Raw genomic sequence first — 13,994 nt, forward strand, 5'->3', positions numbered from 1 at the left:
CTAACAATACATACCTCCCGGCGGACTCTTTCTCAGTCTGATAAATCCGAATTTACAACAGCTCCTCGAATGTATCGTAGAACGTCGGATAGGACACATCCACGCATTTGCTGTCGAGTATCTTTGTGTTTCCTTCGGCTACAAGTGCGGCGATGCTGAACGCCATTGCAATGCGGTGGTCGAGCAGTGTGTGGATGGATGCGCCTTTGAGTTTCCCACCGGTGATGATCATGCCGTCGGATGTAGGAGTCACATTGCATGCCATGGCTTTCAGATTATCACATATGGTTTCAATGCGGTCGGTCTCTTTGACTTTTAGTTCAGCAGCATCTTTAATGATGGTTGTTCCTTCGGCGACAGCTGCCATGACTGCGATGACAGGAATCTCATCAATGAGTGTGGGAATGATGTCTCCCTGGATAGTTGTACCGTGGAGCTTGCTTGTACGGACGAGAATATCCGCGATTTTCTCTCCGCCTTCAACCCTCTCGTTGAGTAGTGAGATATCTCCGCCCATATCTTCACATACTTTCAGGATACCGGCGCGGGTCGGATTTATTCCGACATTTTCGATGACTATCTCGGAATCGGGGACAATAAGCCCTGCTGCTAAGAAGTAGGCAGCGGAGGAAATATCTCCGGGCACGGTAATCTTCTGACCGTACAGTTCTTTGCAGGGGGAGATGCTGGCGGTCGCTTTTGTGCTGCCGATATCATGTGTGGTGTGTACATCAGCGCCGAATTCTTTGAGCATCAGTTCAGTATGATTCCTTGACAGGCTCGGTTCAGTGACGGAAGTTTTTCCGTCGGCATATAGTCCGGCCAGCAGAATGCAGGATTTTACCTGTGCTGATGCAACGGGAGAATTATAGTGAATTCCGTGAAGTCTGCCTGGAGTGATATAAAGGGGAGCGCATCCGTTTCTTAATATACTGGAGATATTGGCTCCCATCTGTGTCAGTGGTTCGATGATCCGTTTCATTGGACGGGAGTTGAGGGATTCATCACCTGACAATTTCGACTCAAAGCGCTGTCCGGCCAGAATTCCGGACATCAGTCGGGTCGTAGTGCCGCTGTTTCCTACATCCAGGATATTGTCCGGCGCAGAGAGCCCGTGGAGACCTTTGCCGTGTATAAGGACAAGGTCATCATTCTTTTCAATGTCAATGCCGAGGGTCCGGAAGCAGCGGATAGTTGCAAGGCAGTCCGCTCCTTCCAGAAAGTTGTGTATCTCTGTCGTGCCGCTGGCAATCGATCCGAACATCACACAGCGGTGTGAGATGGATTTATCTCCCGGAACACTGATCTTTCCTTTTAATCCCGTAATACTGCATAATTCCATAAGTTTTTATCCTTTCTTTCAGGTTTCGTAGACGACATAATGATATTTTTGCAGAAGTTGTACTGCTTTTGCGGAAGAAGCCTCATCGTAAAATTCGATTCGGAGCACGCCCTCCTCAAATTCTCTGTTGTGTACGATACCGATATTTTTAATATTAATGTTGTTGCTTGCCAGAATAGTTGCAATAGTTGCAATCCCGCCGGCTTCATCGATGATGTCGCAGTAGACGGCGAACTGTTTTTTGATCGGACCTGCGGAGCTGTTGGGCATAGAATCACGATAGTCCCGGGAAGTCTCGAATAGAGAGTACAGTTCTGCTTCATTACCGGAATCTACAGAAGCCTTTGCCTTTTCAAGCGAGGCAATGTACCCGCCAAGGATCTGAGAGATATTTGCGCGGTTTTTGAGGCAGATCTGCTGCCACATTACCGGAGAGGATGACGCGATTCTCGTAATATCTTTGAATCCGCCTGCAGCCAGCGCCTTCATCAGTTCGTCTTTTGTGTCATGATCGCGCACGTAATTTACAAGTGTAGAAGCAATGATGTGCGGAAGATGACTGATCGTGCCGGTAATGCAGTCGTGTACTTTATAGTCCAGTACGACCGGAATTGCTTTCAGGGAGGCGATGAAATCACGGTAGGACGCTGTACGTTCTTTTGATACTTTCTCTGTGGGAGTCAGGATATAGTAGGCGTTTTCGATAAGATGCGCCTTTGAATTGGCAAATCCGCTCTTCTCAGAACCGGCCATCGGATGTCCGCCGATGAAGTTTTCCTCCATATCAAGTGCAGTGATCTCCTCGTGGATGGAAGTCTTCACACTGCCCACATCGGTCAGAATACAGTCGGGACTCATAATATCTTTTAACTGCGATAAATAGGCAGTATTGTATGCGACCGGAGCGCAGAGGAAGATATAACTGCACTCTCTGAAATTTTTATCGATAGAAGAGCAGGCTGTTTGGATGATACCGTCCTGCACGGCCAGAGCTAATGTCTCCCGATTTTTGTCAAATGCTATAATGTTGTAGTCAGGGTAATATTTACGGATGGCTTTAGCGACAGAGCCGCCGATCAGCCCCAATCCGATAAAACCGATTTTAGTAGAAGCCATGATAAGCTTAATCCTTTCGTTATATAAATGGTAAGAAACGGGATGCCCCGCATATACAAAAATATCTTAGCACTTTACAGCATAAAAGTAAACATAAATAATGTATGTGAAAAATGAATAAAATAGTTGTAATCATACTGTAATTTTAGTACAATATACCCATGATGTGTCTGCGTGGTGGAAAAATAGCGGGCATAATAACTACATACAAGGAGGCAGCAGCATGAAGGTTTACAGAACGGACGAAATAAGAAACGTGGTATTGCTCGGACACGGCGGAAGTGGAAAGACAAGTCTTGTCGAGGCAATGCTGTACGTGTCGGGAGCAACGAACCGCATGGGTAAAGTGTCAGATGCCAGCACGGTGAGTGACTTTGATAAAGAGGAACAGAAACGTGGTTTTTCGATCAGCACAAGCCTGATCCCGATTGAGTGGGAGAAAGCAAAGATCAATATCCTTGATACGCCGGGATATTTTGACTTTGTCGGTGAAGTAGAGGAGGCTGTCAGCGCCGCGGATGCAGCAGTTATTGTGGTGTCCGGCAAGGCGGGCGTCCAGGTAGGAACCGAGAAAGCGTGGGAACTGTGCGACAAGTATAATCTCCCGAGAATGGTATATGTGACAGAAATGGATGTAGATGATGCCAGTTTCCGTCAGGTAGTAGAGGATCTGACGGCTCGGTATGGCAAGAAGATTGCTCCGCATTTCCAGCCGATCCGTGAGAATGAAAAGCTGGTAGGTTATATTAATGTTATTAAGAATGCGGGACGCAGATATACGGGGATTGGTCAGAGAGAAGAGTGTGAGATCCCGGATTATTGTAAACCGAACCTTGAGATTTTAAGAGATTCTCTGATGGAAGCTGTAGCCGAGACGAGTGAGGAATTCATGGAGCGCTACTTTAATGGCGAAGAGTTCTCGATCGAGGAGATACGTGCGGCAATGCGTACAGAGGTTATGGAAGGAGATATCGTTCCGGTGGCTATGGGATCTAATGTACAGGCACAGGGTGTTGCTAACCTTCTGTCAGATATTGTTCGTTTCTTCCCGAGCCCGGATAAGAGGACATGCGCGGGCATCAACCGCACAACAAATGATATTTTCGAGGCAAACTATGATTTCTCAAAGGCGAAAACAGCCTATGTATTTAAGACGATGGTGGATCCGTTTATCGGAAAATATTCATTTATCAAAGTGTGCTCGGGTGTCTTAAAAGGTGATGATATCCTCTACAATGCAGATACTGAGTCTGAGGAGAAGCCTGGCAAACTTTATACGATGTGCGGCAATAAACCTTCGGAAGTATCGGAGCTCTTTGCCGGAGATATCGGAGCTATCGCAAAACTTGCAAATACACGTACCGGTGATACTTTGTCTACAAAGTCAAATCAGGTATCATACGCAAAGACCGACTATTCCGTACCTTATACATATATGAGATACCGTGTGAAGAATAAAGGAGATGAGGACAAAGTATCGCAGGCTCTTGCTAGAATGACTGCAGAGGATGTTACACTGCGTGCGGTCAATGACAGTGAAAATCGTCAGACGCTTCTATATGGTATGGGCGATCAGCATCTCGAGATTGCAGCGAGCAAGCTTGCCGCCAGATATAAAGTTGAGATCGTGCTGGAAACTCCGAAGGTAGCGTTCCGCGAGACTATCCGTAAGAATGCTGACGTGGATATGAAATACAAGAAACAGACTGGTGGACACGGACAGTACGGACATGTTAAGATGAAATTCGAGCCGTCAGGAGATCTTGACACGCCATATGTATTTGAAGAGTGCGTTGTCGGCGGAGCGGTTCCGAAGAATTACTTCCCGGCAGTCGAGAAGGGGCTTCAGGATTCTGTTGTTAAGGGACCTCTCGCCGGATATCCGGTCGTTGGTGTGAAAGCGATACTTTATGATGGATCTTATCATCCGGTAGATTCCTCTGAGATGGCCTTCAAGACAGCTACAGCGCAGGCGTTTAAGAAAGGATTCCTGGAGGCATCACCGGTCCTTCTTGAACCTATCGCTTCGATCAAAGTTACGGTTCCTGACGATTATACAGGTGATGTGATGGGAGATCTGAACAAGAGACGCGGCCGTGTGCTCGGTATGAACCCGATCGCAGGCGGCAAGCAGGTTATTGAGGCAGACATTCCGATGACAGGGCTGTTCGGATACTGTACGACACTGCGTTCCATGACAGGCGGAAGAGGTACGTATTCCTATGAGTTTGCCAGATATGAGCAGGCGCCGTCAGATGTTCAGGAGAAAGAGATTGCATCAAGAGCATCTGAAGAGTGATATACGGTCGAAAACTTCTTAGAAACAGGTAAAAGATTGAAAAAGTGATAGAGAGGAGGCGGAAAAAGTGTTTTTCTGCCTCCTTTTTCGCATGCGAAGAAACGATAATGGGTTCGTGTAAAGAAAGTGCTAAGATTGTTGTGCTTTATATGTAAAGGTGCTATAATTGCTCTGCTATGTATACAGATAAACTGAGAAGTCTGTATACCGTGATAAAATATTGATACAACAGAGGGAAAAGCGATGAAGATTGTTATCATTGGGGATGGAAAAGTAGGGTATAAACTTGCAAAACAGCTTTCTGTCGAAAATTATGATGTGGTGATGATCGACAGCAATGAAAGGAAACTTAAATATGCTGTGGACCGGCTGGATATTGCCTGTGTAATAGGCGACGCGGCAGATGCCGAAGTGCAGAAAGAGGCGGATGTGCCTCATGCAGATCTTGTGATCGCGTGTACATCGGCTGATGAGTGCAATATGCTGAGCTGCCTTATTGCGAGAAAGCTCGGGGCAAAACACACGATTGCCCGTGTGCGTAATCCAATCTATTTCAAACAGATCGGCCTTTTAAAGGAAGACCTGCATCTTAGTATGGCGGTTAATCCGGAGCTGATTGTGGCGGATGAGATCAGCAGGGTTCTTTTGTTCCCGGATGCAAGTAAGATAGAGACTTTTGTAAAAGGAAGAGTGGAGCTGATCGAATATCTGATACCAAAAGATGGGAAACTTGCCGGTATGTCTCTTGCAGACATGTATAATAAGTTTCAGATCAAGCTCCTCGTCTGTGCGGTCGAGCACTGCGGGGATGTACTGATCCCGGACGGCGATTACGTTATTCGCGAAGGAGACAGGCTGCATATCGCGGTTTCACACGGCGAGATGGAAAGGTTCTTCCGCATGTTCGGCAAACACCGTGGGAAGATTAAGAAAGTTATTATCTGCGGCGGCGGCCGTGTTGCTTACTATCTTGCAGTACAGCTTTGCAAATTGGGGATGCAGATCAAGATTATTGAGCGAGACGTAAACAGATGTGAAGAACTTTGTGAACTTCTTCCGAAAGCAATAATCATCAACGGAGATGCTACAGATCATGATCTTCTGATAGAAGAAGGCATTGAAGAGGCAGATGCGTTTGTCGGACTGACAGGCATGGATGAAGAGAATATCATTACGGCTCTGTTTGCAAAGAGTCAGGGAACAGCAAAGATTATTGCCAAGATCAACGAAGACCGCCGTGCCAGCATGGTCGAGGATTTCGGGATTGACAGTATCGTATCGGCAAAGACGGCGACGGCAGATGCTATCTTAAGTTATATCAGGGCCAGAAAGAATTCACAGGGCAGTGCAAATGTAGAAACCTTGTACCAGTTAGTGGACGACAAAGTAGAAGCGCTTGAATTTATCATCAAGTCAGAGACCAGATACACCGGGATACCTTTTAAAGACCTGGCGATCAAGTCAAATAATTTGATCGCGTGTATTGCAAGAAAGAGGCAGATTATTATTCCCGGCGGAGATGACTGCATCGAAGTGGGTGACAGTGTGATTGTTATTACAATGGAAAAACATATTGAAGATATAGAGGATATTTTGGCGTAGGAGCGAAAAAATGAATAAACGAATGATTATATACATACTGGGAAAGATGCTCGGTGTTGAGGGCGTCGTGCTTTTGATCCCTGCTTTTGTGTCGCTCCTTTACTGGGAGAAGAGCGGTTTCTCTTTCCTGATTGTCAGTGCGATCCTGGGAATTGTTTTCCTTATATTTGGAAGGAAGAGACCGAAATCTACAAGGATTTACGGAAAAGAGAGTTTTGCCATTGTTGCTCTGGCGTGGCTTCTGTGGTCTCTTTTCGGGGCTCTGCCGTTTGTTATATCAGGAAGTATACCGAACTATGTAGATGCTTTCTTTGAGACAGTATCCGGATTTACGACGACCGGGTCTACAATCCTGCAGGAGATTGAGAGTCTGCCAATGGGAATCAATTTCTGGCGGTGCCTTACGCACTGGATCGGAGGCATGGGAGTGCTCGTCTTTGTGCTTATGATTACTTCTCTGGACGATGAGAATTCCATGCCGCTTATGCGTGCGGAAATGCCAGGACCGGAGGCGGATAAGCTTGTTCCGAAAGCGAGAAATACAGCAGCGATACTCTATGGGATGTATTTCGTGCTGACGGCAGTAGAGGTTGTACTGCTCATGTTCGGCGGGATGAATCTCTACGATGCGCTGATCCATTCGTTCAGCACGGCGGGAACCGGAGGATTCAACAACCGAAATACAAGTGTTGCTTTCTATGACAGCGCGTATATCGATGGTGTGATCACGGTGTTCATGATCCTTTTCGGTGTGAACTTCAATCTGTATTTCCTGCTGCTTTTAAAGGACTGGAAGAGTGTGCTCAAGAACGAGGAGCTGCGCGCGTATCTCGGTGTTATAGCGGCATCTGTTACAGTGATAACGATCAATATCCTGAGTATCTATGAAAATGTGTTCCATGCATTCCGCTACGCGGCGTTTCAGGTGGCGTCGATCATCACGACGACCGGATTCTACACGGCGGATTATGAACTGTGGCCAGAACTGTCGAAGGCTATACTTTTGGTAATCATGTTTATCGGAGCCTGTGCGGGTTCTACCGGCGGTGGTATCAAAGTGTGCAGGTTTGTGATATTGCTGAAGTCGATTCGTCAGGAGATCCATAAGATCCTGCATCCAAATGCGGTGACTGTTGTAAAACTCAATGGAAAGAAAGTAGGGCAGGATACTCTGAGGGGAATAAATGTATATTTTGCTGCATACGTATTTATACTGGCTGCATCTGTATTGATTGTGTCAATCGACAATTTTGATTTTGCTACATCTTTCAGCGGCGTTTTGACAACAATAAATAATGTTGGACCGGGTATCTCCAAGGTGGGACCGGTAGAGAACTTCCATATGTTCTCGCCGCTTTCCAAGATTGTGTTCAGCTTTGACATGCTCGTGGGAAGGCTGGAGATCATACCGTTCCTTCTTCTTTTATCACCGGCGCTGTGGAGGAAGAAGTTCTGAAAGGGGAAAAATGAAAAAGATTAAAAGAAGAATTATTATAGTGGTAATCGCGATTCTGGCGCTTGGCATTTATTATTACACAGCTCTTCCGGCGCTCAATATCCACTCTGCAGAGTTCTGGATATTTCTGGGAGTACTCATCCTTTTGATCGCGGCGCTCTTTGCAAAGAAAAAGGGATTAAACCGTTATGAACTCAAGGAGTCAAAGGGATTGAAAATTATCCTGGGAGTGTTTGCTGCGGTTGTTATCGTATATCTTGCCGGGACGCTCCTGTCCTCGCCGATCGTCAATGCGGACAAATATCAGAAACTCATGACAGTAGAGACCGGCGAGTTTGCTGCAGATATCGAAGAGCTTTCCTTTGACCAGATTCCGCTTCTTGACCGGGATTCGGCTGCTCTCCTCGGCAACAGGGAGATGGGGAGCATGGTGGATATGGTGTCTCAGTTTGAAGTAGATGACTTGTATTCACAGATTAACTATCAGGATCGTCCGGTGCGCGTGTCTCCACTGAAATATGCCAGCATCATTAAATGGCTGACGAACAGCAGCGAGGGAATCCCTGCATATATTAAAATCGATATGGCAACGCAGGATACGGAACTTGTGAAGCTGGATGAAGGAATGAAATATACTACAAGCGACCATTTCAACCGTAATATATACAGACACCTGCGGTTCAAGTATCCGACCTATATTTTTAATGATCTGAGCTTTGAAGTAGATGAAGAGGGAACTCCCTACTGGATCTGCCCTGTGAAAAAGTACAATATCGGGCTGTTCGGAGGTGTTACGATCGGAAGGGTTGTGCTCTGCAATGCCATTACAGGAGAGACACAGGATTATGCGATAGAGGATGCCCCTCAGTGGATAGACAGGGCGTATTCCGCGGATCTTCTTGTTGAACTCTATGATTACCATGGAACACTGCAGCACGGCTTTTTGAACAGCGTGTTCGGCCAGAAAGACTGTCTTGTAACTACAGACGGATATAATTATCTGGCAATCGATGATGATGTGTGGGTATATACGGGTGTTACGTCCATTACCGGAGATCAGTCAAATGTCGGTTTCGTGCTCATGAACCAGAGGACGATGGAGACAAGATTCTATGAAGTAGAAGGCGCGACGGAGCAGTCAGCCATGGATTCGGCAGAGGGACAAGTGCAGAACCTGCACTATATCGCGACTTTTCCGCTGCTGCTCAATATATCGGGTGAGCCGACATATTTTATAGCGCTGAAAGACGATGCGGGCCTCGTGAAGATGTATGCCATGGTTAATGTACAGAAATACCAGATCGTGGCGACCGGAGATACGGTGAGCGAGTGCGAAGAACAGTATACGGCACTGATGTACAAGAACGGCATCAAAGAAGTGGAGGAAGATACCCGGGAAATCCTGACAGTGACAGGGCAGATCACAAAGATCGCCCAGGGCGTTATCGAGGGAAATTCCCATTACTATATCATGGTAGAGGGATCAGACGATATCTTTGACGTGTCTGTTGTGGATTATATCGATGTCATCCGCTTTGATGTGGGAGATGAAGTGACGATCGAATACAAAGAAGGAGAGGAAACGAACACCGTCCTGTCAATGACCGGAACAGACGCAGAATCGGAAGGCACGGAGACAGCGGGGAAATAAAACAGTATAAGAAGAAAAACAGCGGCGGCAGAATTGATTTTCTGCCGCCGCTGAACGTTATTCATTTTTAATCATTTTCACAGATATCCGGCGATGCCGTTTCTGTGTCTGCGAGAGTCTATCGGTATCTCCTGTTATGCGATCACATTATAATCAGAGGAGTCAATACCGGAAATCTCGTTCTTATCTGCGCCTATACTCAGATAGAAGTCGATATTGTTTTCAGAGCTTATCTTATTCAGTTTCTGCAGGAAGACAGGGAGACTTTCAAGAGTGATGTTTGCCTGTTTCAGCACACTGTCAATAAAGATCGTTTCGATGTCGTGATTGCCGGCTACCATGCCGTAAAGGAATCCTACGAATTCTTCGAGTGTCAGAATATCTGGATAATCTGCCATACGGATCGCACGGATATTGAAATCTACCGTGTATGTGTCCTTATGGCTTTTTTTGATAAATACTACGTTTCCGCTGGAAGTTTTCACCTTCTCATTTGCAAGATCAATCATTTGCTGTGTCTTTCCGCTGCCTCTTGGGCCTGTAATTAAATTTACCATGGCGAATCTCTCCTTTATGTATGTATTGTTTGAGACTTTCACCTCTCAAATATCATATACACATTATACACTAAAGACATATGGGGAACAACTAAAAAAAGGATAAAAAAATAAAATTAATTGAGCAAATTGCCTATAAATAGTAAATGATATAAATTCTCAAAATCCATATTGCAATGATAAGACATGTATGGTAGTATTGTTTTAATTGAAAATCATTCTCATAATTAAGGAGGAACTATGCCGGCTGAAGTATTATCATATTTCTTAAAAAATAATGATCGGAGGCTCCGCCTGGCATTTCAGGTGGTTCTCCAGTGTGCGCCGTTCCTGAAAGGCTTGAAAGTATCCTGCGTAATATCGATGGATATTTGTCTCTATGACGGACTCTCGGAGCTGCTTCAGGATACGGGAATAGCATATCGCAGACTATCCTGCTCAGAGGGAAAATGCCTTGTCCTTTTTTACCGTCCCGGCGAGCTGGAAAGATATCTGAATGGTCCGAAGATCCGCAGTCTTATTCATGAGTACGGCTACGGCCGTATGGATCTGGATGATATGCTTTGCCGCCTGTGTTCACGCGTTGGAGATTTTGCAAAGCAGGGGATGGGATTCCCACATGAGATAGGGGCTTTTCTTGGATATCCTGCCGAGGATGTAAAAGGATTTATTGAAAATGAAGGAAGGCGGTACCTGATGATCGGATATTGGAAAGTCTACAGTGATCTTGCGACAGCCAGAATGATCTTCAAGGAATACGACCGTGCAAAAAACTGTGCGGTCAATGAGTTTATTACCGGAAAGAGTATCCGGGAGATTGCCATATGACAGAAGCAGTGCTGTCAGGGCAGGTGCTGCGTCAGTGGAAAACATTATGAAATGGAGGAAGAATCATGAACGTACCAGTAGTATATTGGAGTGGAACCGGAAATACCCGGGCTATGGCCGGGGCGGTAGCAGAAGGAATCAGGTCTGCTGGAGCAGAACCGATCCTCATGGAAGTGGCAGATGCTGATGTGGCTGTTCTTGTGTCGGAAGATGTGTTTGCGCTTGGCTGCCCGTCTATGGGAGCAGAGCAGCTGGAAGAGACGGAAATGGAACCGTTTGTAGAAAGTCTTGAACCGTTCGTGTCTGGGAAGAAGATCCTTTTATTCGGATCTTATGGCTGGGGAGACGGAGAATGGATGAGAGACTGGGCAGAACGTATGAGGAATGCAGGAGCTGTTCTTATAAGAGATGAGGGCGTCATTACTAATGAGTCGCCGGATGAGGAGGCTCTGGAAGAGTGCCGTGCAGCAGGAAAAGAGCTGGCGGCAGAATAGGCGTTGACAAAATCTTCTCCCTGTGCATATGATAGGATAACGAGAAAATGACGACATAAATACCCGGCGCATTCTGAATGGAGAACGCTGCCGGGAACGGACAGATGTAAGGAGAGAGGATATGAATCAGAATACACTGATCGGAATATTGATACCATTTGCCGGGACCGCCCTTGGCTCGGCGATGGTATTTTTTATGAAAAAGGAAATGAATGAAAGGCTGCAGAAACTGCTGCTTGGTTTTGCCTCGGGTGTCATGATGGCAGCTTCTGTCTGGTCGCTCTTGATTCCTGCCATCAGTATGACAGAGGAAAAGGGAGGAATTCCCTGGCTTCCGCCTGCGGCAGGCTTTCTTCTGGGAATGGGATTCCTGCTCGTGCTTGATACATTGACGCCGCATCTGCATTTTACAGATGAGAAACCGGAAGGCGTACCAGCACATTTAAAAAAAACAACCATGCTTGTCCTTGCAGTGACGCTCCATAATATTCCTGAGGGGATGGCAGTCGGTGTCACATTTGCAGGAGTGCTTTCTGAGAATACAACAATGACTCTGGCAGGTGCGTTTGCGCTGTCTGTGGGCATTGCTATCCAGAACTTTCCGGAGGGCGCCGTTATCTCTATGCCGCTTAAAAGTCAGGGACTGTCGAAGACAAGGGCGTTTGCATATGGAGCTCTCTCCGGTATCGTGGAACCGGCAGCGGCTCTTGTCACGATTCTCCTGACAAGATTCGTAGTGCCGTTTCTTCCATATTTTCTGGCGTTTGCTGCGGGAGCGATGATCTATGTGGTAGTGGAAGAACTGATTCCTGAAGCACAGAGCGGGGCACACTCGAATATCAGTACAGTAGGAGTTGCGGTCGGGTTCGTGCTTATGATGGTACTGGACGTGGCATTGGGGTAAGGGACAGGTCGATAATCAGCATATCATAATAGACAGGAGGATGAGAGTATGACAGACTATACATCTGCAAAAGCGGTGTTTGAGAGTTATCTGGATAACTACGACAGAGAAAATGACAAGGTGCGGCTTAAGATCGTACACACATATGGTGTAGTGGAGCAAAGTTCGGAGATCGCAGAGCGCATGGGCCTGTCGGACGAGGATGTTTTTCTTGCCCGGATCATAGCGCTGCTGCATGATATCGGACGCTTCGAGCAGCTTAAGAGATATGACAGTTTTCTGCCGGATACAATGGATCATGCGGCCTATGGAGTGAAGGTGTTGTTCAGAGAAGGAATGATACGACGATTCCTTACGGAGGATCGTTGGGACGCTGTCATAGAGACTGCCATCGCAAAGCACAGCGATTTTGCTCTTGAAGGTATAGATGATGAGAAAACACTTCTTCATGCACGTATTATCCGGGATGCGGACAAACTGGACAACTGCCGGGTGAAACTCGAAGATCCTCTGGAAACTTTTATGGGGGCAGAAGCGGCTGAAATTGGCGCAGCGAAAATTACGGCGAAGATACGCAGAGATGCTCTTGGAGAAAAGAGTATCCTTTCGTCGGACCGCGTTACGCTTATGGATTACTGGATATCTTATCTGGCGTATTTTTATGATCTGAACTTCAGGGAGAGTCTGGATATAGCAGAAGAAAATGATTATGTACACCGGCTGATACACAGGATATCGTATACGGAACCGGAGACAGCAGATACAATGGCGGAACTGGAATATCATCTCACAGAGTATGTCCGCCATGCAAAAAGAACAGAATGATCGAAAAAAAGCGTTGAAATATGTTCAACGCTCTTTTAATGTGTAGACGTCTTCGCGTCTGTGCCGGAGTACAGGAATCTGTTCTCTGGCTCTGCTGCATTCTTCCAGATTGATTTCGGTGATACGCAGCTCAGTGCCGGCTTCCATGCTGGAGAGTACGTTTCCCCATGGATCAGTCACAATACTGTGTCCCCATGAAATATATGATGAATTGATATCTCTTGCCGGAGCTGTTCCGACGATAAAGACCTGGTTAGAGACAGCCTGCGAACGGAAGAGAAGTTCCCAGTGCATTGGACCGGTCGTCATATTGAAAGATGCAGGAACAAAAATGACCCTGGCATTTTTAAGAGCCATGAGACGGAATAGTTCGGGGAAGCGGATGTCATAGCAGACGGCAAGCCCCATAGTGCAGAATCCGGTTTCGAAAGTCGTAACTTTATTTCCGGCAGTGAGTACAGCGGACTCCTGAAAATACTGCCCATCCTCCACATTAATATCAAACAGGTGCATTTTTCTGTGCTTTGCAATCTGACGGCCATCTTGATCAAACACATAGGCTGTGTTATAAATCCGTCTGTTTTCATCTTGTTCCGGCATAGTTCCCGCAGAGAGGTAAATGTGAAAAGAGCGGGCGATATCGGAACATATCTGCCATACCGGACCGCCCTGAGGCTCGGCGTAAACGGGGAAACTGCTGACGTCGTAAGGACAGCAGAACATTTCCGGGAGTGTCAGGAAAGAAGCTTTTTCCTGAACGGCCTGTTCAGCCAGAGTCTTGAGAACTCCGGCAAGCTGCTTTATATCTGTATATACGGGCATCTGTGCCTGTGCTATTCGCAAAACTGTCATGTCGAAAATCCTTTCTGTCGCATGCTGTCAGAAACGGTGTTGTGAGTATGTCTGAAGAACTGTTATGC

The 13,994-nt window shown here is 46.4% G+C and carries 12 protein-coding genes; 8 read left to right on the plus strand and 4 right to left on the minus strand.

Going from position 1 to position 13,994, the window contains the following annotated elements; genetic code table 11:
* Positions 1 to 52: 52 nt before the first annotated feature.
* Together aroA and FNY66_RS10280 are read right to left on the minus strand one after the other, a co-directional pair.
* Positions 53 to 1,342, minus strand: coding sequence for a 3-phosphoshikimate 1-carboxyvinyltransferase (gene aroA / locus FNY66_RS10275; protein WP_087151435.1), 1,290 nt, complete (start codon positions 1,340 to 1,342; stop codon positions 53 to 55).
* A gap of 18 nt (positions 1,343 to 1,360) precedes the next feature.
* Positions 1,361 to 2,458: a prephenate dehydrogenase gene (locus FNY66_RS10280; RefSeq protein WP_150311093.1), complete on the minus strand. Its 1,098-nt coding sequence runs from the start codon at positions 2,456 to 2,458 to the stop codon at positions 1,361 to 1,363.
* Between the two features lie 223 nt (positions 2,459 to 2,681).
* Here FNY66_RS10280 and FNY66_RS10285 point away from each other — a divergent pair, with 223 nt between their 5' ends.
* The 4 genes from FNY66_RS10285 to FNY66_RS10300 all read left to right on the plus strand — a co-directional run bounded on the left by FNY66_RS10285 (position 2,682) and on the right by FNY66_RS10300 (position 9,466).
* On the plus strand, positions 2,682 to 4,757 hold the full coding sequence (locus tag FNY66_RS10285; RefSeq protein WP_087151437.1) for an elongation factor G: 2,076 nt from the start codon (positions 2,682 to 2,684) through the stop codon (positions 4,755 to 4,757).
* Between the two features lie 243 nt (positions 4,758 to 5,000).
* Positions 5,001 to 6,359, plus strand: coding sequence for a Trk system potassium transporter TrkA (gene trkA, locus FNY66_RS10290; RefSeq protein WP_087151438.1), 1,359 nt, complete (start codon positions 5,001 to 5,003; stop codon positions 6,357 to 6,359).
* Positions 6,360 to 6,369: 10 nt separating this feature from the next.
* Positions 6,370 to 7,815 carry a TrkH family potassium uptake protein gene (locus FNY66_RS10295; protein ID WP_150311094.1) on the plus strand — a complete coding sequence of 482 codons (1,446 nt, stop codon included), beginning with the start codon at positions 6,370 to 6,372 and terminating at the stop codon, positions 7,813 to 7,815.
* Between the two features lie 10 nt (positions 7,816 to 7,825).
* The gene (locus FNY66_RS10300) at positions 7,826 to 9,466 is read left to right on the plus strand and encodes a CvpA family protein (protein ID WP_150311095.1); all 1,641 of its coding nucleotides are present in this window, start codon (positions 7,826 to 7,828) and stop codon (positions 9,464 to 9,466) included.
* A gap of 134 nt (positions 9,467 to 9,600) precedes the next feature.
* Here the strand turns inward: FNY66_RS10300 and FNY66_RS10305 are convergent, their stop codons facing one another.
* The gene (locus FNY66_RS10305; RefSeq protein ID WP_087151441.1) at positions 9,601 to 10,023 is read right to left on the minus strand and encodes a DEAD/DEAH box helicase family protein; all 423 of its coding nucleotides are present in this window, start codon (positions 10,021 to 10,023) and stop codon (positions 9,601 to 9,603) included.
* Between the two features lie 240 nt (positions 10,024 to 10,263).
* On the opposite strand from FNY66_RS10305, the gene FNY66_RS10310 reads away from it, so the two are divergent.
* The 4 genes from FNY66_RS10310 (at position 10,264) to FNY66_RS10325 (ending at position 13,074) form a co-directional block, all read left to right on the plus strand.
* On the plus strand, positions 10,264 to 10,851 hold the full coding sequence (locus FNY66_RS10310; protein WP_087151442.1) for a DUF3793 family protein: 588 nt from the start codon (positions 10,264 to 10,266) through the stop codon (positions 10,849 to 10,851).
* Positions 10,852 to 10,916: 65 nt separating this feature from the next.
* Positions 10,917 to 11,345, plus strand: coding sequence for a flavodoxin (locus FNY66_RS10315; protein ID WP_150311096.1), 429 nt, complete (start codon positions 10,917 to 10,919; stop codon positions 11,343 to 11,345).
* A gap of 121 nt (positions 11,346 to 11,466) precedes the next feature.
* Positions 11,467 to 12,249 carry a ZIP family metal transporter gene (locus FNY66_RS10320; RefSeq protein ID WP_087151444.1) on the plus strand — a complete coding sequence of 261 codons (783 nt, stop codon included), beginning with the start codon at positions 11,467 to 11,469 and terminating at the stop codon, positions 12,247 to 12,249.
* Positions 12,250 to 12,297: 48 nt separating this feature from the next.
* Positions 12,298 to 13,074 carry an HD domain-containing protein gene (locus FNY66_RS10325; protein ID WP_150311097.1) on the plus strand — a complete coding sequence of 259 codons (777 nt, stop codon included), beginning with the start codon at positions 12,298 to 12,300 and terminating at the stop codon, positions 13,072 to 13,074.
* Positions 13,075 to 13,098: 24 nt separating this feature from the next.
* Here the strand turns inward: FNY66_RS10325 and FNY66_RS10330 are convergent, their stop codons facing one another.
* A complete protein-coding gene (locus FNY66_RS10330) occupies positions 13,099 to 13,926 on the minus strand; it encodes a carbon-nitrogen hydrolase family protein (RefSeq protein ID WP_087151446.1) in 828 nt (275 codons plus the stop codon).
* Positions 13,927 to 13,994: the final 68 nt, after the last annotated feature.

Origin of the sequence: Mediterraneibacter catenae, from assembly GCF_008691045.1 — a bacterium.
Classification (GTDB): domain Bacteria; phylum Bacillota; class Clostridia; order Lachnospirales; family Lachnospiraceae; genus Mediterraneibacter; species Mediterraneibacter ornithocaccae.